The following is a 19,309-nucleotide window of genomic DNA, read 5'->3' on the forward strand; positions in this document are numbered from 1 at the left end:
GCCTCCCGTCACGCTGCCTGTTCGGCTTCCAGCTCTTTATAAGTTTGTTTGGCCAGCTTGATGGCATGATTAGCCGCCGGCACACCCGCATAGATTGCAACGTGCAGCAGCGCTTCGCAAATATCTTCCTGTGTCGCACCCGTATTGGCGGTGGCACGGATATGCATGGTCAGTTCATCATCCTGACCAAGCGCGGCCAGAAGCGCGATGGTGACAATGGAACGTTCCCGCTTGGTCCAGGCAGGCCGCGACCAGACATGGCCCCAAGCCGCCTCGGTAATCAGTTCCTGAAACGGCTGATCGAATGCGGTCTTGGTGGTTTCAACCCGGTTCACATGTTCCTCGCCCAACACGACCCGGCGCGTCGCCATGCCTTGCAGATACCGGGGCGAAGGGGATACCGCATCGGTCATAATTGTCCTCCAAGCTTGAATTCGTCGATAAAGGCCCGCATCACTGCCACCAGCATTTCCGGCTGTTCGACACAGGGAATATGGGCCGCATCCTTGATGACTTCATAGCGCGCCCGTGGAATGAGCTTTGCCAGTTCCTGCACCAGATCCGGAGGCGTTGAGCCATCTTGATCGCCGACAATGCAGATAGCGGGGACGGTGATGCGTTTGGCCGCTTCGGTGAAATCCGCATCGCGCAGCGCCGCACAGGTGCCGGTATAACCCTCGACCGGCTGGCGCACGAGCATGTTGCGATAACCGGTCAGATCATTGCTGCGCTCACTATGAAATGCCGGGGTGAACCAGCGCGCCAGAATGGTTTCGACAATGGAGCTGATGCCGTCCTTGCTGATCGCATCGATCCGCGCATTCCAGAATTCGTCTGTGCCGATCTTGTGCGCGGTGTCACACAGGATCAACGCCTTTACCAGTTCCGGCCGCGTTGCATAAAGCCCCTGCGCCACCAGCCCGCCGACAGAAAGGCCACAAATGATGGCATCTTTGACCGAAAGATAATCCAAGAGCCCGGCAAGGTCGCCGGTATGGTCGTCAATGGAATAGGGAGGGGTGCCGAGGTCCGACAGGCCGTGGCCGCGCATGTCATAGGTGATGATGGCAAATTCACCGGCCAGACGCACAATCACGTCACGCCAGATGCGGAAATCGGTTCCGAGCGAATTGGCGAAGACCAGAACAGGCTTGCCTGCCGGACCGCCAATCAACTGATAATGCAGCGTGACGCCATTGATATGAGCGAATTGCACCGAAAACCTCCCGAGGTGTTGAGATCACAATGGATTATGCATTTGGTTTGGTAAAATGATATCTTGGCCCATTCGCTTAACCCGGGGGTTATGAAAGCGCATGATCGACAGCCGTATCAAATTCCGCCATTTGCAGACCTTCCTTGAAGTTGCCCGTCAGAAAAGCGTGATGAAGGCAGCCGCGATTCTTCATATCAGTCAACCCGCGGTGACCAAAACCATTCGTGAGATGGAAGAGGTGCTCGGCGTTGCCATGTTCGAGCGGGATGGGCGCGGCATCCGTATCACCCGTTTTGGTGAAGTGTTTTTGCGCTATGCGGGGGCGGCAATCACAGCACTGCGGCAGGGCATTGATTCCGTCACCAATGAGCAGTCCGGCGAGGGCATACCCATCCGCGTCGGCGCTTTGCCGACGGTTTCCACCCGCATCATGCCGCAGGCGATCAGCCTGTTCCTGCAGGAAAAAACGCAAAGCCGCCTGAAGATCGTCACCGGCGAAAACGCGGTGCTGCTCGAACAGTTGCGGCTGGGCGATCTGGACCTCGTGGTCGGGCGGCTGGCGGCGCCGGAGAAGATGACTGGTTTTTCCTTCGAGCACCTTTATTCGGAACAGGTGGTGTTTGCGGTGAGTGCCAGACATCCGCTGCTGAATGCCCGCGAGGATATTTTCAACCGTCTGGCCGAATTTCCGGTGCTGATGCCGACGCGCGCCTCGATCATCCGGCCCTTCGTCGACCGCTTTCTCATTGCCAATGGCGTCGCCAAGCTGCCGCATCAGATCGAGACGGTGTCCGATGCTTTCGGCCGTGCCTTTGTCCGCGCGCACCATGCGGTATGGATTATTTCGGCGGGTGTGGTGGCGGGTGATGTCAGCGACGGTGCGCTGGCGCTGCTGCCCATCGATACGACCGAGACCAAGGGGCCGGTGGGCCTGACAACCCGCGCCGACGCGACGCCGTCCCTGCCGCTGATGATCCTGATGCAGACCATCCGCGAGGCGGCAGGCGGGGTGAAGGCGTAAACGTGTAAATGAATTTATAGCGCGAGCGCCAAATAGCGTAATCTCGATCACCTCAACCACCGGCAGGCAGAATAGAATGAGCTTGAAAATATGGGGACGGCGCAACTCGTTTAACGTGCAGAAGGTCATGTGGCTGGTTGGCGAGCTCGACATTGCACACACGCATATTCCGGCAGGCGGCAGTTTCGGCCAGCTCAACGAACCGGCGTTTCTGACTATGAACCCGCATGGCCGCGTGCCGGTCATTGATGATGCCGGGACGATCTTTACGGGCGAGTGGATTTTTAACCGCTTGCCTGCTCCGGGCGAACACCAGCCAGCCGATAATATTCCGTTATGCACCGATCAAGATTTGCTCTGGCCTGTTCTGCAGTCGCGATATCAAAACTAATGTAATTTTTAGGTGAGCCTTCCGGTCCGGCGTACGTATCGGGGCGGAGCATAAGGGAAACAAAAAGCGATTTCTCGTCCAAACCCTTTTTTATCCGCCATTGAAACAATGAATGCGACGATTGCCCGGTCAACTCCCGAGTTTCAAAAACCACTTCACCTAACGACGAACCGAGAGTTTTTGATTGAGCAAGAATTTTTTTTAGTGGTCCCCACATACACAAATTCCCCGTTGCATTTCGAAAGATGATGCATTCGGACTGATGCAAAAACAACCGTAATTCAATCTATCGTTTTATAAAGGCAGCCCGACATAATTCTCCGCCAGCGCCATGGAAGCGGCGCGGGAATGGGTGAGGTAATCAAGTTCGGCTTCCTGTATTTTCTGGCCAAATTCATCCGCATCGGGGAAGCGGTGCATCAGCATGGTCATCGACCAGGAGAAACGGACGGCTTTCCACACACGCAGCAAGGCGCGGCGGGAATAATCATCAAGACCGGCCATGCTGCGATCCGCATAATAATCGCGCAGGCCTTCGAACAGATAATGCACGTCGCTTGCTGCAAGGTTGAGACCCTTGGCGCCAGTCGGCGGCACAATATGCGCAGCATCACCCGCCAGAAACAGCCGCCCAAAGCGCATGGGTTCGGCAACAAAAGAGCGAAGGGGAGCGATGGACTTTTCGAAGGAAAGACCGGTTGTGACCGCAGCTGCATCTTCTTCCGGCAGCCTGCGGCGCAACTCATCCCAGAAGCGGTCATCAGACCAAGCCTCGATCTTATCGTCGAGCGGACACTGCACATAATAGCGGCTGCGGGTCATTGAGCGCATGGAGCACAGGGCAAAGCCGCGTGGATGATTGGCATAGATCAGCTCATGCGCCACCGGCGGCACTTCGGCGAGAACACCGAGCCAGCCAAAGGGGTAGGTGCGCTCGAACGTCCGGATGGATTTTTCCGGCACGGAGCGGCGGCTGACGCCGTGGAAACCATCGCAACCGGCAATGAAATCGCAATCGATGCGGCTTGTCTTGCCATCTTTTTCATAGGTGACAAACGGCCTCTCGCCATCGAAATCATGGATGGCGACATTCTCCGCCGCGTGGATAGCCGCCGCGCCGCTTGCCTCGCGCGCATGCATGAGATCGCGGGTCATCTCCGTCTGACCATAAACGGTGACGCGCTTGCCGCCGGTGAGATCAAACAGATCAATGCGATGATTGCGGCCGTCAAAGGCCAGCGAAAAACCGTTATGCGGCAGGCCTTCCGCATGCAGCCTTGCACTGGCACCCGCCTGATCAAGCAGGCGGACTGTGCCTTCCTCCAGCACACCGGCGCGGACACGGCCAAGAATATAGTCCTTGCTGGCGCGGTCGATGATGACATTGTCGATGCCAGCACGGGTCAGGAGTTGACCGAGCAGCAGCCCGGCAGGACCGGAGCCGATAATGGCGACGTGTGTACGCAATGATGCCTCCCAGCATGTAAATTCTGAATAAGGCTATCGACAACCTCTTTTTGAACAATGGACTTATTGGCCAAAAAACAGGACAATCTGAACATGGGAGATGGAGGAGCCAATGCGGGGAACGGTACCAACCTATGATCTCTACGGGGAAAATCATCCGAAACGGCCGGATTTCTGGCTGCATTGGGAGACGATCGCCTCAAGAAGCCAGTTGCACAATTGGGAAATCAGGACACACCGGCACGAGGCCTTTTTCCAGATTTTGTACTTTCGCGGCGGAACCGGCGATGCGATCTTCGGTACGGAAAGTCATGCGATCCGCCCGCCCGTGATGATTGCGGTGCCGCCGCTATACGAACATGGCTTCCGCTTTTCCCGCGATATGGACGGCATCGTGATCACCATGCTTGCTTCGCGTCTCGGTGCGGCAGGACGCGCTTTTGCCAATACCGGGCTGGCGGAATGGCTGGCAGAGCCGCGCCTGATCGCGCTGCAATCTGACCATGCGGATGCGGGCTTCCTTATGCAAAGCCTCGAACGGCTGTGCGCTGAACTGACATCGGGCAGTGTCTTCCATGACGATCTGGTGGAGGCACATCTGAAAACCATCGTGCTGCTGGCCGCACGCATGTCCGTACCGGAATTGGCAGACGATGGCGACGGCGGCAGGGCGGGTTCACGGCTGAAACTGTTGCAGACTCTTGTGCACCGGCATTTCCGCGAGCACCACCCGGCCGAATTTTATGCCGGTCATCTCGGTCTGTCGGCAACGCATCTCAACCGTATCGTCAAAGCGGCGACGGGCCAGAGCACCAATGGGCTTATCGCGGGCCGTCTGATCGATCAGGCAAAACGCGATCTGGTGTTCACATCGGCAAGCGTCAAACAGGTTGCCTATGATCTCGGGTTCGCCGATCCGGCCTATTTCACCCGCTTCTTCACCAAGGAAACTGGCCGGACCCCGCGACAATACCGCTCGGAACAAAGCGCACGACTGGCGGTCTAGACCAGGACTGCCGCAATAGTGTCGCGGGTGGATTGCATAACCGGTAGGTATTGTTCGATCATTTCGGCGATGGTCACACGTGGTGCCTGCGCTCCGACATTGATGGCGGCGATCGTGGCACCGCGCATGTTGCGCACGGGAACCGCGATAGAGCAGAGACCGATTTCCAGCTCCTGATCGATAACCGCATAGCCTTGCGCCCGTACGCGCTGCACTTCTTCCATGAGATCGGCGACGGAGGTTTTCGTGCGCGGCGTATTTGCCGGGCGGTTGCTGGCTTCAAGGATGCGACGCGCATCGTCATCGTTCATCGCTGCCAGCAGAACCCGGCCCATGGACGAGCAATAAGCAGGCAGGCGGCTACCGGGATTGAGATTGATCGACATGACACGCTTGTGCGAGGCGCGGGCGATATAGACGATCTCATTACCGTCAAGCACCGAGGCGGAAGCGCTTTCGCCGGTCTTTTCCGAGAGTTGATCGAGGAATGGCTGCAGCAGCCGGGGCAGGGGTGTCGATGACAGGTAGGAATGACCAAGCCGCAGAATGCGCGGCGTCAAAGTAAAAAACTTGCCGTCATAATCCGCATAGCCAAGCTGGGTAAGGGTAAGCAGGCAGCGCCGCGCTGTGGCACGTTCAAGCCCCGTCATCCGCGCAATATCGGTGATCGACAGGCGGGCATTAACCGCATCAAACGCTTCGATAACCGCAAGCCCTTTGGCAAAGCCACTGATGAAATCCGTCTCGCGCATGCCAATCGCCCTCAATTACAGCACTTTCCTGCACACGTTGTGCGGTATACGAACAAATGTCAAATAACGCACAAATTGCATTGACGCTATGGCGCCAGCGGGATTACGCCTGAGAGCAACAGATGCAGGTAACGTTGCCCGATATTCTCAAGCGGATAATTCGGCAGCGACAAAAGCAGGGAGAGAGACGTGGCAAAAATCTGTACGCTTGCTGAAGCAATTGAAGACAATGTCCGGGATGGCGACACGCTTGCCATGGAGGGCTTTACCCACCTTATTCCCTATGCGGCGGGGCACGAGATTATCCGCCAGGACCGCAAGGAGCTGTTCCTTGTGCGCATGACACCTGACCTCATCTATGACCAGTTGATCGGTGTGGGCGCAGCGCGCGGCATGAAGTTTTCCTGGGGCGGCAATCCGGGTGTGGGTTCGCTGCACCGGTTCCGCGATGCGGTGGAAAATCAGTGGCCGCGTCCGCTCGACATTGAGGAACATTCGCACGCCGCCATGGCCAATGCCTATGAGGCCGGGGCTGCCAATCTGCCTTTCGCGGTGTTGCGCGGCTATATCGGAGCCGACCTTGCCAAGGTCAATCCGAACATCAAGTCGGTCACCTGTCCGTTCACCGGCGAGGTGCTGGCGGCGGTTCCGTCTATCCGCCCCGATGTGTCGATCATCCACGCGCAGCGGGCCGACCGTAAAGGCAACGTGCTGATCGAGGGCATTTCGGGCGTGCAGAAGGAAGCGGTGCTTGCCGCCAAACGCTCGATTGTGACGGTCGAGGAAATTGTTGACGAGCTGAACCCGCCTTCGCCTAATGCGGTGGTGTTGCCGACATGGGCGATTTCCGCCGTGGTGCATGTGCCGGGCGGGGCGTTTCCATCCTATGCTCAAGGCTATTATTCGCGTTCCTATGCTTTCTATATCGCATGGGACAAGATCGCCCGTGACCGCGACAGCTTCACCGCATGGATCAAGGAGAATGTCCTTGCCGGCAAGCCTGAAGATTTTGCCCGCCATGCCGTCCGGCCTGCGGCGAATGCAGCGTGAGGAGCGGTAGCATGAGCGAGACTTTCACCCCGACCGAAATGATGACCATTGCTGCAGCGCGCGCGTTGACCAATGACGATGTCTGCTTTGTCGGCATCGGCGCGCCGTCGGCTGCGTGCAACGTGGCGCGGCTCACCCACGCACCGGATATCACATTGATCTATGAAAGCGGCACGATCGGCACCAAGCCGGATGTGCTGCCGCTGTCAATCGGCGATGGCGAGCTGTGCGATACGGCATTGTTCACGGTTTCAGTACCAGAGATGTTCCGCTACTGGCTGCAGGGCGGACGCATCACCACCGGTTTTCTCGGCGGGGCGCAGATCGACCGTTTTGCCAATCTCAACACCACTGTTGTTGGCCCCTACGATACGCCGAAAGTGCGCCTGCCCGGCGGCGGCGGTGCACCGGAAATTGCCAGCAATTGCGGCCAGATATTCATCACCATGGCGCTGACCAATCGCGGTTTTGTCGATCATCTGGATTTCATCACGTCGATGGGCCATGGCGAGGGTGGCGACCACCGCGCCCGGCTTGGCATGACGACCAAGGGCCCGACCCGCGTGGTCACGGACCTGTGCATTTTCGAGCCCGATCCCGTCACCAAGGAACTGACCGTCGTGTCGCTCCACAAAGGCGTGACGCGGGAACAGATCGAAGAGAATTGCGGCTGGCCCGTCCGGTTTGCTAAGGAGACCACGGAAACGCCAGTCCCCACCGAAACCGAACTTTCCGTGTTGCGCGATATCAATGCCCGCACGAAAAAAGCCCATGAGGCCGCCTGATGTCTGAAGCCTATATTTGCGACTATATCCGCACGCCCATTGGCCGCTTTGGTGGAGCTTTGTCGCCCGTCCGCACCGATGATCTTGGCGCCATTCCGCTGAAAGCGCTGATGGAGCGCAACGCCGCCGTTGACTGGGAAGCCATCGACGAAGTGATCTTCGGCTGCGCCAATCAGGCAGGTGAGGACAACCGCAACGTGGCGCGCATGTCTTTGTTGCTGGCGGGTTTGCCGGTGACGGTGCCGGGCACGACGATGAACCGGCTGTGTGGTTCAGGCATGGATGCGGTGATCACCGCCGCCCGCGCCATCAAGGCGGGAGAAATCGAGATCGCCATTGCCGGCGGCGTTGAATCCATGTCGCGCGCGCCGTTCGTTTTGCCCAAGGCGGAAGGGGCATTTTCGCGCCATGCGGAAATTCACGACACCACCATCGGCTGGCGCTTCGTCAATCCGCTGATGCAGCAGCAATACGGCATCGAATCCATGCCGGAAACCGGCGAGAATGTCGCCGAGGATTATCATGTCTCGCGTGCGGATCAGGACGCGTTCGCGGTGCGCTCGCAGCAGAAGGCTGGAGTTGCAATGGAGAATGGGCGTCTTGCCCGTGAGATCACGCCAGTTGTCATTCCACAGCGCAAAGGCGATCCGGTGATTGTTGATCGCGACGAGCATCCGCGCCCGCAGACAACGCTGGAGCAGCTGGCAAAACTGCCAACGCCATTCCGTAAAGGTGGATCGGTGACTGCGGGCAATGCCTCGGGGGTCAATGACGGCGCGGCCGCCTTGATTATCGCATCGGAAGCAGCGGCAACGAAATATGGCCTGACACCCATCGCCCGCATCCTTGGCGGCGCAACCGCCGGGGTGCCGCCGCGCATTATGGGCATTGGCCCGATTGCCGCCACGCAAAAACTCTGCGCCCGGCTCGGCCTTGAGCCAAAAGATTTCGGCGTGGTCGAACTCAATGAGGCCTTTGCCTCGCAGGGTCTTGCCACCTTGCGCGCGCTTGGCATCGCCGATGATGCGGACTACGTGAATGCCAATGGCGGCGCGATTGCTCTCGGCCATCCCCTGGGGATGTCCGGCGCGCGCATCACCGGAACGGCGGCGCTGGAGCTTGGTGTTCGCGGTGCCAGACATGCCCTCGCCACCATGTGCATCGGCGTCGGCCAAGGTATCGCGGTTGCGCTGGAACGCGTCTGATCAGGCGATGTGCCGGGCCCGGGGATCCGGAATCGGCACTGCCGCCATCAAGGCTTTCGTATAGGGATCCTGCGGATTTTCAAACACGGCGCGCCTTGACCCCATTTCGACAATTCGGCCCGCACGCATGACCGCTACATTGTGCGACATGCGCTCGACCACCGCCATGTCGTGCGAGATGAAGAGATAGGCAAGGCCCATCGTCTCCTGCAGTTCCAGCATCAGATCAAGCACCCGGGCCCGCACCGAAACATCAAGCGCGGCCACACTTTCATCCGCTACAATCAGCTTCGGCTGCAGAGCAAGGGCGCGTGCAATGCAGATGCGCTGACGCTGCCCACCGGAAAATTCGTGCGGATAGCGCGTGGCCGCATCGGCCTGCAGGCCGACACGCCGCAGCAATTCGGCCACCCAGTCGTCCCGTTCGCTTCTCCCGCCAAGGCCGTGAATGATCAAGGGTTCGGCAATGGCCGCACCCACTGCCATGCGCGGATCAAGTGAAGCGTAGGGATCCTGAAAAATCATCTGAGCCGAGCGCCGCACCGGCTGCATCTGGCGGGCACTCAAACCAGCAATATTCTGGCCGTCAATCACCACATCGCCGGTAAAGGGAATAAGCCCGAGCACCGCCTTGCCCGTCGTGGATTTGCCGGAACCGCTTTCGCCAACAAGCCCCAGCGTCTCGCCGGGGCACAGTTCAAACGACACATCGCTGACGGCGGCAATCGGCGGCTTGCCCTTGAAGAGCCAGCGCGCCGGGCTGCCATAGGTTACACTGAGATTATGCACATGCAGGATCGGCGTGGGCGATACGGGAACGATGGGTGCGGCGGTTACACTGACGCGCGGCGGTGCATCGGTTCCGGCATGGGCACCCAGACGCGGCACGGCGGCGAGCAATTCCTGCGTATAGGGCTGTTGCGGCTTCTCGAAGATCGACAGGACATTGCCCTGTTCGACGATGCGGCCATTCTGCATGACGGCAACACGGTCGGCCATTTCGGCAACAACGCCCATATCGTGGGTGATGAGGATGATTGACGCGCCGAACTCCTGCTTCAGCTCGCGCATCAGTTTGAGGATTTGCGCCTGCACGGTCACATCCAGAGCCGTTGTCGGCTCGTCGGCGATCAGCACTTTCGGACGGCATGACAACGCCATGGCAATCATGACGCGCTGGCGCATGCCACCGGAAAGTTCATGCGGATATTGCGCGAGGCGCCGCGCCGGTTCGCTGATATGCACCGCATCCAGCATCTGGCGGGCGATTGTCTCTGGCGTGCCACCTTCTGAGCCTTGATGCTCGCGGATGGCCTCGGTCAGCTGCGCGCCGATGGACATGACAGGATTGAGCGAGGTCATCGGCTCCTGAAACACCATGGCGACGTCGCCGCCGCGCACGCTGCGCATGGCACGATTGGACAATGCCACCAGATCCTTGCCGCTAAGATCGATGCTGCCGGAAGCAACCTGCAACGAAGCCTTCGGCAATAGCCCCATGATGGAGAGCGAGGTGACCGATTTGCCCGAACCGGACTCCCCGGCAATACACAGCGTTTCACCAAGATTGAGATCGAAGCTGATATCGTCAAGCACCCGCCGCCGTCCCTCGGGCGTGCGGGCATCGACGCAGAGATTGCGGACCGTCAGGACCGGTTTTGGGGCAGGCATTGTCACGCGAACACGATCCTCGGGAAGTAGAAGGATACAACCCAGTTTGGCGCATCGACGATTTCGCTGATGCGCAGGTCGCCGCAGACTGAGCAAAGCAGATAGGCATCGATGGAACTCATGCCATGCTCTTCGCCCAGCAGATCAATCATCCGCATCAGCGCTTCGCGCGCGCCGGTCATCAGATCAGGGCCAATGCCTGTCGTCACCTCATAACCTGCACCATCGAGATGGCGGGTGACCGGCTCTGTGGTGGTGAAGCGCGGGCTTTTCAGCCGGGCGTCCTTGACGAGTTCAATGGTAGCTTCGACTTCCATCTGGCTTTCAATGGCCGTCCCGCAAACCTCGCCATCCCCCTGCGCCGCATGAGTATCGCCGATGGAGAACAATGCGCCTTCGACTTCGACAGGAAGATAAAGCGTAACGCCCGATGTGAGGTCGCGGATATCGAGATTGCCGCCAACGCGGCGGGGCGGGACAACCGAATGCAGACCGGGCTCGGCCGGGGCAAGGCCAATGGTTCCAGCAAAGGGTTTCAATGGCACGCGCCCGCCCGGACCATACAGCGCCGGAGCCATACTGATGGGATCATAATTCCACATATGCAGGGCGGGTTCCTTGAACTGATCGGAGAGGAGGCCAAAGCCGGGAATGTTTGCCGTCCAGCCCACACCCGAGGGGACAAAGCGGCGAATGGTGACTTTCAGCGCATCTCCGGGCTTGGCACCTTCGACATAAACCGGGCCGGTGACCGGATTGATCTTGCCGAAATCCAGCCTGCCAAGCATTTCCACTGTCGCGCCCTTGCCAAGCTGTCCGCCGGAAGAATCCAGACATTCGAAATGAATGGTCTCCCCGGCCTTGGCAACGAGCGCCGGTTCGAAATCACGGCTCCAGCCGAAATGGTGTTTGGCACGATGAATAGTGTGGGTGCAGACGATGCACATGTCAGATCTCCCGGAATATGAATGAAATCCCCGGGGCGTGTTCCCCAGGGATGCGTGAGTGCAATGCGCCTATTGCTTCACATAGATCGCGTCGTAATTGATGACGCGGGTCGGATCGACATAGATCTTGTCGGAGCCGCCCATGCGCGCTGCCTTCGCAACCACGCGGCGTTCGTTGATCACGGGAACCCATGGCGCATCCGCCATGATGTCAGTGAATATTTTGCCCCATGCGGCGGCACGTTCTGTCGTCTTCGCAGGGTCTGACATGGAGTCTGCTGCCACTGCGCGCTTGTCGAGATCTGCATTGCAATACCATGACCAGTTCCAGCCACCGCTAACTGCACCGGAGCAACCGAGGATCGGACCATAGAAGTTGGATGGATCGGGGAAATCGGCGATCCACGCCATGCCGCCCGACCAGATCATTGGCGCTTCGCCTTCGGTTCCGCCAGCGGCAATCACATTGGATTGGGCAAGCGCACGCACTTCCGCCTTGACGCCAATGGCAGCCAGATCCTGCTGGATCGCCTGGGCTATACGCGGCTGCGGATCGGTGTTGGTGGAGTAGAGCACCGTCTGGAAACCATCGGGGAAACCGGCTTCCGCCAGCAGCGCCTTGGCTTTGGCCACATCGTAGGTGTAGCCGGTATAGCTCTTGTCATAACCGGGCATCGCCGGTGGCAATGGCTGGTTGGCAGCGGTGGCGCGGCCATTGAGAATGCGGGTGATGCGTTCCTTGTTGACGGCCATGTTAACCGCCTGACGCACCTTCACATTGTCGAAGGGCTTGATCCGGGTGTTGAGCGTGACATAGCCGGTATGCAGCTGTTCGCCGTCAACGATCATCTTAGCGCCCTCGGGAGAATTCTTGATCTCGAGGAATTTCGCCGGAGGAATGCCATCACCGGCAATATCGACTTCCCCCTTCTGCAGCCGCAGCAGGGCGACGAGTGGTTCCTGACCGACTTCGACCGTAAACTTATCGATATGCGGCATGTCCTTGACGAAATAATCGGGGTTGCGCTCGAAGACGAGACGCTGGCCGATGGTCCATTCCTTCAAAACGAAGGTACCGGAGCCGACGGGCTTCTTGCCGAAATCACCGGCCGCCGCCTCGACCGCCTCATGCGGAACAACGGAGGCAAAGTTGATGGCGAGCACGTGCAGGAACGTTGCATCAGGACGTGACAGATGGAAAATCACGGTTGCATCATCCGGCGCTTCGATGCCTTCGAGCGTCGTTGTCTTGCCACCGGACACATCCTCGTAGCCCTTGATGGACCCGAAGAAACCGGCACCCGGACCTTGCGTCTTCGGATTGACGGCACGCTCGATCGAGTATTTCACGTCGGAGGCGATAACCTCACGACCATTGGTGAACTTCACGCCCTTGCGCAGCTTGAACGTGTAGGTGAGGCCATCTGCCGAGACGTCGAATGTTTCGGCGAGCGAGGGAATGAGATCCGGCGTTCCCGGCGTGTAGTCCATCAGCCGGGAATACAGGCTCTTGATCATCGACCAGTTGACCCAGTCATAACCGACAGCTGGATCGAGCGTGGCGATATCGTCCTTGTAGGTGATGAGTATGTCGCCTCCCTGTTTCGGGGTCTCCTGCGCCCAGGCGGCCAGAGGCGAAACAATGGGCAGAGGAGACAAGGCGAGTACCGTTGCCATGGTGGTATTGCGAAGCCAGCGATTTAACATTCTGTTCCCTTTTATTGTTCTGGTTCAAATTCAGCGCGCGCGGATGCGCGGATCAATCAGCGGAGCGATGATGTCGGCAAGCAGATTGCCAAGCACGATCGCCAGCGCAGAAACGAGAGTGACGCCCATGATGATGGGGATATCGACCTGCTGGATGGCCTGCCACGCGAGTTGTCCGATGCCGGGCCAGCCATAGACCGCCTCCACCACCACAACGCCGCCCATGAACTGGCCGATATCGATGCCGATCATTGCAATGATGGGGAGAAGCGCATTGGGCAGCGCGTGACGCAGAACAATGCGGGCAGATGAGAGACCCTTGGCCCGCGCCGTGCGCACATAATCCTGATTGAGCACGTCGATCATGGCCGAGCGGACCATGCGCGCATACCAGCCGGCACCAAGGATACCGAGCGTTGCAGCGGGCAAAACGACATGGGCTGCACTGCCGAAACCGCTCATCGGGAACCAGCCAAGCGTGACAGCAAAAACATAAAGCAGCAGGAGGGCAACGACGAATTGCGGTGCGGAGACGCCGACGAACGAGGCCATCATCACTACCCGATCAACAGGACCGCCACGGCGTAAAGCCGCTATGATACCGAAGATCAGTCCCAGCACCACTTCGACGAAAATACCCGCTGCCATCAGGATCAGCGTTGCCGGAAGCCGGGCCAAGATCAGTGCACCGACATCGGTCTTTTGCGCATAGGAGCGGCCGAGATTACCCTGAAGAATGCCTTGCAGATAGGTCCAGAACTGCACGAGCAAGGGCTGGTCAAGCCCGAGTTCCCGGCGGATATTGGCAACGGTCTGCGCTGTGGCACTGCGCCCGGCAATCATGCGGGCAGGATCGGCGGGCAGGGCATAGAGCAGCAGGAAGGTGATGGCCGCAACGCCGAGCAGGATCAGCGCGGTTTGGATGAGGCGGCGCAGGATGAGCAGCAGCATGTCAGCCTCTCCCACGCTGGGTTGGATCGAGAATATCGCGCAATGCGTCGCCCACCAGATTGAAGGACAGTGCCGTCAACAGGATGATTGCGCCGGGGAAGAACACCAGCCATGGCGCGGCCTGAAAATAGCTCTGGCTTTCAAAGATGATATTGCCCCAGGACGGCTGCGGCGGCTGCACGCCGATGCCGAGGAACGAGAGTGTTGCTTCAAGCAAAACCGTTGTGGCGATGCCGAGTGTGCCCCAGACAATGGCCGTCGGCATCAGATGCGGCAGGATATGAACGAAAAGAATGCGCAGATGCCCAGCGCCGAGCGAGCGTTCGGCGAGAATGAAGTCCCGCTCTACAAGACCGCGCGTTTCCGTATAGACGATGCGCGCCACCTGCACCCAGTTGACCAGCGCGATCACCATGGCGACGATCCACAGGCTCGGGTGCAACAGGGCAGCCAGCACAATGGCGAGGAGGAGCGCGGGAAAGGCCATCATTAGATCGGTGAACCGCATCAGCAGACCGCCGACTGCGCCGCGCAGATAGCCGGAAAGAATGCCAACGAGCAGGCCGATGGCAACGGCAATGCCATTGGCAACGAGACCGATGACCAGGGAGGTGCGTGCGCCGAACAAAAGCCGTGAGAACAGGTCGCGGCCGAGCGTATCGGTGCCAAGCAGGAATTGTGCACTGGGCGGCAGCGGTGCACCTTCAATGGAAAGACCATCAAACATCTGATTGTCAGGACTATAGGGTGCAATCAGCGGTGCACCGAGCGCCATCAGCACCACGACAGCCACGATGATCAGGCCGAACAAAGCCGACGGCTGACGCAGCATGGTCTTCAGAACGCGCATCAACCGGCCTCCGGCAGCGGCTCTGCACCGGCGAGAATAAGGGCGGCCACCTGTTCCATGGGATAGCGCCGCTGCATCGCGCAATTGCGCAGGATACTGTAGGCGTGTTCCTCATCGACCTTGCGGGCCGCCATGATTTTCTGCACGGCCGCGTGCACCAGCGGGCGCAGGCGGACACGTTCTTCCAGATGCTGCTGGTGTTTGGCGGCAGCGCTCCGTTCTGCATGGATCGCAACCGCCATGACCAGCGCCGGATAAACCGCAGATGTCGCTACAGGCTTGGCAATGATAGCGCCTGCACCCTGTTGCATGGCCCACGCGATCCGGCCCGGCGCTTCGGAACCGAGTAAAGCCACAACCGGCACAGATGCTTTGCCATCACGCCATGGCAGCAGATCATCCCAGCCCTGATCGGCGTCGATGAGCACGATATCAGGCAGTTCATGCGCGCCCAAGGGTTCCCATTGGATGGAGACGGTCAAGCCCAGCAGCTTGAGCTGGCGGGTCAGGCGTTCAGTCGTGGTATCCGGACGATGCAGGATCGTGGCACGCCAGCCGGTGAAATTGGGGGTCTCTCTCATGAAACGATCCGCAATCTGACGGGCATCTTGGTGCGGCGGCGGGTAAGATAGGGATCGGCGGCAATGGCACCTTGTGAATTGACGATATCGAAGCCGTTATCATCGTTGATGCAGCCGAGATGGAATGGCAGCGTCATGTGATTGGTGTCGGGGTCGATCTGCACCGGACCGAACACGGTTGAAAGCGGTGTGCCTGAGACCAGACGGCGCACGGTTTGCGGATCGTCCGTTCCGGCCGAGATGATCGTTTCAGCGCATAGCTTCGCCGCCGTATAGGCACTGGCAAAAATGTTGGAGAAGTGCCGGTCGGGGCCGAAATGTTCGGAGGCATGCAGTTTGAAAGCAAGATTTTCCGGCGATACCAGACTGTCGAAATAGGCGGCAACAGACAGATGCCCTGTGGCCACCCCGGCACCGATCTCGTCCAGTTCGCATTCGGAAAGATCGCAGCTGACGACTGGGCAATTTTCCGGCAGGAAGTCAGGATCGCGCGCGCCAAGCTCGCGGAATGCCCGAAGAAACGCGTAGCTGGCCGGGCCGATCAGATTGTTGAGCACAAAGCTTGGCCGCCGCTGCTCGATATCGAGAATGATACGCTCGACAGCGGTTTCTTCCAGCGGCAGATAGCGCTCACCCAGCACTTCGCCGCCCGCCTTGTTGATCAGCTCGCGCGCAAGCCGGTTCATCTCCCATCCCCACACATAATTGGCGCCGACAAGATAGGGCCGCCGACCATAGCGCGGCAGGAGATAATCGAACAGCGGCAGCAGATGCTGATTGGGACAGGCACCGGTATAGATGACGTTCTCGTTGGCTTCGAACCCCTCATAGGGGCACATATACCAGAGCAGGCCATCATGTTTTTCCACCAGCGGAATGACTTCCTTGCGGGCGATGGAGGTGATTGTTCCAACGATGTGGCGGCAACCGGACTCGCGCAGCATGGAGCGTGCGCCTTCGAGATAAGCCGGAATGTGGCCCTGCGGATCGATATAGACCGGTTCAATGGCGCCGGGATGAGCGGCCTCTATTTCCTCCATGGCAAATTCGGCGCCGTCGCGGCTGTCACGGCCAATGGCGCCGTAAGGACCCTTGGTCGAATAAAGAATGCCAATTTTGACTGCGCTTCCCATTTACCCCCAAAACCAAAAACCCCATGACGCAGCGCCCATCGGGGATGGGGCGTCATGGGGCGAAACTGCCCGTCGACTATCGAAGTCATGTGGATGCAGCCGAGTCTTTGCTCAATCTGCAGGCACGATTAAAATACGTGCAGTCAATCCTTGTCAAGCGGGCATAGAATAGAATTCCGATTGGGACAAACGGAATACATGCTCCTATACCGCGATGCGGGCTTCCGAATGTTCCAGCGTTTCCCTGATGGCAAGCTGGCGCTCCCATGCCAGCGCATCACCGACGATCAGATCGAGATCGGCACGTTTGGGCTCGAAACCGAAAAGGGTGCGGACGCGCTCATTGCCCGCAACCAGAATTGCCGGATCGCCCGCACGGCGCGGAGCGGTTCGGACTTCGAAATCAACGCCCGAGACCCGCTTCACCGCATCAATGATTTCAAGCACGGAATAGCCATAGCTATAACCGCAATTGGCCGCGGTGCTGGTGCCTCCGGCTTCCAGATAGTTGAGCGCGCAGAGATGCGCCTCCGCCAGATCGCTGACATGAATATAGTCGCGGATACAGGTGCCGTCGGCCGTCGGATAATCCGTGCCGTACACTTCTATATGTGAGCGTTCGCCGGTCGCAGCCTGGCTGGCGATCTTGATGAGATGTGTTGCACGCGGAAACGACTGGCCGGAGCGCAATTGCGGATCGGCACCAGCGACATTGAAATAGCGCAGCGCCACATAATTGAATCCCGGATGGGCCACCGCCGCATCGCGCAGCATCCATTCGGTCATCAGCTTGGATGTGCCATAGGGCGAGATCGGCTGATGCGGCATGGTTTCGATGATCGGCGTGCGTTCCGGCTCGCCGTAAATCGCAGCGGTGGACGAGAAAATGAAATGCCTGATGCCCTCGGCAATGGCGGTTTCCATCAGCGCGCGCGACTGCACCGTGTTGTTGCGATAGTAATAAAGCGGGTCGCGCACGGAATCCGGCACGACAATCGATCCGGCAAAATGCAGGATCGCAGTGACATTGTGGCGGCGGATCACGTCGCTCACCAGCGCCTGATCGCCAATATCACCTTGCACGAAAGGTACGTCGTCCGGCACCAGCCAAGCGAAACCGCAACTCAGATCATCAAGAACGACGACAGACCGGCCGGCATCTTTGAGAGCGAGCACCATGTGACTGCCGATATAGCCGGCGCCACCAGTAACGAGAACAGTCATGGGGAGGAACTCCTGAAACTTTGTTTGAGAGAACGATCTGGCAAGATGGCTTTCGCCAATTGGTTACGCTGCTTAAACGACCTTCCTTTCCATTTGCTTTTCCTCCCGCGGAAATCGTTGTGTATGTGCCCTATGCAACCTTGAGAACGGAGTCCGTTGCGCGCCTGCCTGTCTCGGTCATTTTGTGATCGACACCATTTTCGGTGAGGAAGATGTTCATCTCCCCGTAGGTTTCGAACCAGGCGCGATTGTATTTATCAAACAGGGACTGATCCCAATAATCCTCAAGGTTGAACGGCTTGTCGCTGAACACGTCATAGCTCGGAATCTTGTAGGTTTCGGCAAACTCCACCGTCCGGCTGTCATAGGTGAAATAGATGGACGGTATGCCATTGGCCAAGGCCATGAGGTTGCCGTGCAGGCGGTAACCGAGCACCAGTTGCTGCTGGCGCACCAGCTTTTCATAATCGGCAACCACATCGGAATAGAACATGCGCTCGCGATAGAGCTTTTCGATTGTCTCGTCGAAATACCAGTCGGACACCCAACGGTTTGCCTTCAGCGCCGCAATCGCATCTTCCTTCTGCTCATCGGTGCCAAACACCATCTTCTTTTCTTCCACCTCGCCCTGCGCCATCAGGGTAACGTCGAAGCGGCCCGCCATCTGTTTGATGAGATCGCGGTGCAGAGTGAGATAGCGCTGGATATCCTGCGCATAGGTTGGCGACACCTCGCGGCGTACAGTGACGCCCACATTCTTTACCGTATCCAGCTCCGGCAGCTTGATGCGCAGATGCTGGTTGTTACGGCGAAACGCCGTGGGGCAGCCGATAATCCGCACGTTCTTGATGCCGATATCGTTGAGCACCTGCGCCGAATAGGCGCCGCGCACGCCAAATGACGTGGTGGAATCAGCAATCATGCGCAGCGCGGCCTTGATTCCTCCGAAAGTTCCAGTTGCCCTTTGACCGGCGCCTGCGCACCCACGCCAAAGGCGATAACCGGCAGGCCGAGCCGCTTGAGAACCGGGATCGTGTCTCGCCAATTCATGTCCTTGTTGATGTAGTTCGAACCGCGCAGGATGACGTAGTCATATTCCTCGCGCAGTTGATCGATCTTTTCCATCGACGGACCGGCAATGGGCAGTTCGGAGACCTTTTCGTAATTCATCAGCTTCAGGGACGATTCGAAAACGAAGGCATCACCGATATTGTGATAATGGTCGATGCTGCGCTGGACATCACTGTGTTTGTACCAGCGAACATTGTCGTGGTCGTACACTTCACCTGCGGGGATCATTACGAGGACGCGTGCCATGAGGTATTCCTTCTTTTGGCGACGAAAGCTAAGAA

At 58.6% G+C, this 19,309-nt stretch carries 17 protein-coding genes and 2 pseudogenes; 6 read left to right on the top strand and 13 right to left on the bottom strand.

The genetic code is table 11. From position 1 onward, the window contains the following. Nucleotides 1-8 precede the first annotated feature (8 nt). Together pcaC and pcaD are read right to left on the bottom strand one after the other, a co-directional pair. Nucleotides 9-413, bottom strand: a complete 405-nt coding sequence (gene pcaC / locus HB779_RS22165; RefSeq protein ID WP_188346132.1) for a 4-carboxymuconolactone decarboxylase — start codon at nt 411-413, stop codon at nt 9-11. Continuing rightward, a complete protein-coding gene (pcaD, locus tag HB779_RS22170) occupies nt 410-1,216 on the bottom strand; it encodes a 3-oxoadipate enol-lactonase (protein WP_188346133.1) in 807 nt (268 codons plus the stop codon). Before pcaD ends, pcaC begins: the two co-directional genes overlap by 4 nt. A 100-nt stretch (nt 1,217-1,316) precedes the next feature. Between pcaD and pcaQ the strand changes: the two genes are divergently transcribed. Then, nucleotides 1,317-2,237 (top strand): pca operon transcription factor PcaQ, encoded by a 921-nt coding sequence (gene pcaQ, locus HB779_RS22175; RefSeq protein ID WP_188346134.1) that lies wholly within the window; start codon nt 1,317-1,319, stop codon nt 2,235-2,237. Between the two features lie 76 nt (nt 2,238-2,313). Continuing rightward, nucleotides 2,314-2,502: pseudogene (locus HB779_RS25515) on the top strand (glutathione S-transferase N-terminal domain-containing protein); the annotation flags it as partial. A gap of 420 nt (nt 2,503-2,922) precedes the next feature. On the opposite strand, the gene pobA reads toward HB779_RS25515, so the two are convergent. Beyond that, nucleotides 2,923-4,095 carry a 4-hydroxybenzoate 3-monooxygenase gene (gene pobA, locus HB779_RS22185; protein ID WP_188346136.1) on the bottom strand — a complete coding sequence of 391 codons (1,173 nt, stop codon included), beginning with the start codon at nt 4,093-4,095 and terminating at the stop codon, nt 2,923-2,925. A gap of 112 nt (nt 4,096-4,207) precedes the next feature. On the opposite strand from pobA, the gene HB779_RS22190 reads away from it, so the two are divergent. Beyond that, the gene (locus tag HB779_RS22190) at nt 4,208-5,101 is read left to right on the top strand and encodes a helix-turn-helix domain-containing protein (protein ID WP_188346137.1); all 894 of its coding nucleotides are present in this window, start codon (nt 4,208-4,210) and stop codon (nt 5,099-5,101) included. Here HB779_RS22190 and HB779_RS22195 read toward each other — a convergent pair. Next, nucleotides 5,098-5,853, bottom strand: a complete 756-nt coding sequence (locus HB779_RS22195; RefSeq protein WP_188346138.1) for an IclR family transcriptional regulator — start codon at nt 5,851-5,853, stop codon at nt 5,098-5,100. The two genes, HB779_RS22190 and HB779_RS22195, sit on opposite strands and share 4 nt — an antisense overlap. A 189-nt stretch (nt 5,854-6,042) precedes the next feature. Between HB779_RS22195 and HB779_RS22200 the strand changes: the two genes are divergently transcribed. The 3 genes from HB779_RS22200 to pcaF are packed head-to-tail and all read left to right on the top strand — an operon-like array spanning nt 6,043 to nt 8,893. Beyond that, nucleotides 6,043-6,903 carry a CoA transferase subunit A gene (locus HB779_RS22200; protein WP_188346139.1) on the top strand — a complete coding sequence of 287 codons (861 nt, stop codon included), beginning with the start codon at nt 6,043-6,045 and terminating at the stop codon, nt 6,901-6,903. A gap of 11 nt (nt 6,904-6,914) precedes the next feature. After that, a complete protein-coding gene (locus HB779_RS22205; protein WP_188346140.1) occupies nt 6,915-7,688 on the top strand; it encodes a CoA-transferase subunit beta in 774 nt (257 codons plus the stop codon). Then, on the top strand, nt 7,688-8,893 hold the full coding sequence (gene pcaF, locus HB779_RS22210; RefSeq protein ID WP_188346141.1) for a 3-oxoadipyl-CoA thiolase: 1,206 nt from the start codon (nt 7,688-7,690) through the stop codon (nt 8,891-8,893). Before HB779_RS22205 ends, pcaF begins: the two co-directional genes overlap by 1 nt. Here the strand turns inward: pcaF and HB779_RS22215 are convergent, their stop codons facing one another. The 9 genes and pseudogenes from HB779_RS22215 to HB779_RS22255 all read right to left on the bottom strand — a co-directional run bounded on the left by HB779_RS22215 (nt 8,894) and on the right by HB779_RS22255 (nt 19,274). Next, a complete protein-coding gene (locus HB779_RS22215; protein WP_188346410.1) occupies nt 8,894-10,564 on the bottom strand; it encodes an ABC transporter ATP-binding protein in 1,671 nt (556 codons plus the stop codon). A gap of 2 nt (nt 10,565-10,566) precedes the next feature. After that, the gene (locus tag HB779_RS22220) at nt 10,567-11,511 is read right to left on the bottom strand and encodes an acetamidase/formamidase family protein (protein WP_188346142.1); all 945 of its coding nucleotides are present in this window, start codon (nt 11,509-11,511) and stop codon (nt 10,567-10,569) included. Between the two features lie 69 nt (nt 11,512-11,580). After that, nucleotides 11,581-13,218: an ABC transporter substrate-binding protein gene (locus HB779_RS22225; RefSeq protein ID WP_188346143.1), complete on the bottom strand. Its 1,638-nt coding sequence runs from the start codon at nt 13,216-13,218 to the stop codon at nt 11,581-11,583. Between the two features lie 30 nt (nt 13,219-13,248). Further along, nucleotides 13,249-14,169 carry an ABC transporter permease gene (locus tag HB779_RS22230; protein ID WP_188346144.1) on the bottom strand — a complete coding sequence of 307 codons (921 nt, stop codon included), beginning with the start codon at nt 14,167-14,169 and terminating at the stop codon, nt 13,249-13,251. Nucleotide 14,170: 1 nt separating this feature from the next. Further along, nucleotides 14,171-15,019: an ABC transporter permease gene (locus HB779_RS22235; protein WP_188346145.1), complete on the bottom strand. Its 849-nt coding sequence runs from the start codon at nt 15,017-15,019 to the stop codon at nt 14,171-14,173. Beyond that, nucleotides 15,019-15,600, bottom strand: coding sequence for an ANTAR domain-containing response regulator (locus HB779_RS22240; RefSeq protein ID WP_188346146.1), 582 nt, complete (start codon nt 15,598-15,600; stop codon nt 15,019-15,021). Before HB779_RS22240 ends, HB779_RS22235 begins: the two co-directional genes overlap by 1 nt. Continuing rightward, entirely contained in the window at nt 15,597-16,733 is a 1,137-nt protein-coding gene (locus HB779_RS22245) for a transporter substrate-binding domain-containing protein (RefSeq protein WP_188346147.1), read from the bottom strand. Before HB779_RS22245 ends, HB779_RS22240 begins: the two co-directional genes overlap by 4 nt. A gap of 204 nt (nt 16,734-16,937) precedes the next feature. Then, nucleotides 16,938-17,957, bottom strand: coding sequence for a UDP-glucose 4-epimerase GalE (galE, locus tag HB779_RS22250; RefSeq protein ID WP_188346148.1), 1,020 nt, complete (start codon nt 17,955-17,957; stop codon nt 16,938-16,940). A 130-nt stretch (nt 17,958-18,087) separates the two neighbouring features. Continuing rightward, nucleotides 18,088-19,274, bottom strand: a pseudogene (locus HB779_RS22255) (polysaccharide pyruvyl transferase family protein). Between the last annotated feature and the right edge of the window lie 35 nt (nt 19,275-19,309).

It is taken from the genome of Phyllobacterium sp. 628 (genome assembly GCF_014189505.1).
Lineage (GTDB): Bacteria > Pseudomonadota > Alphaproteobacteria > Rhizobiales > Rhizobiaceae > Phyllobacterium.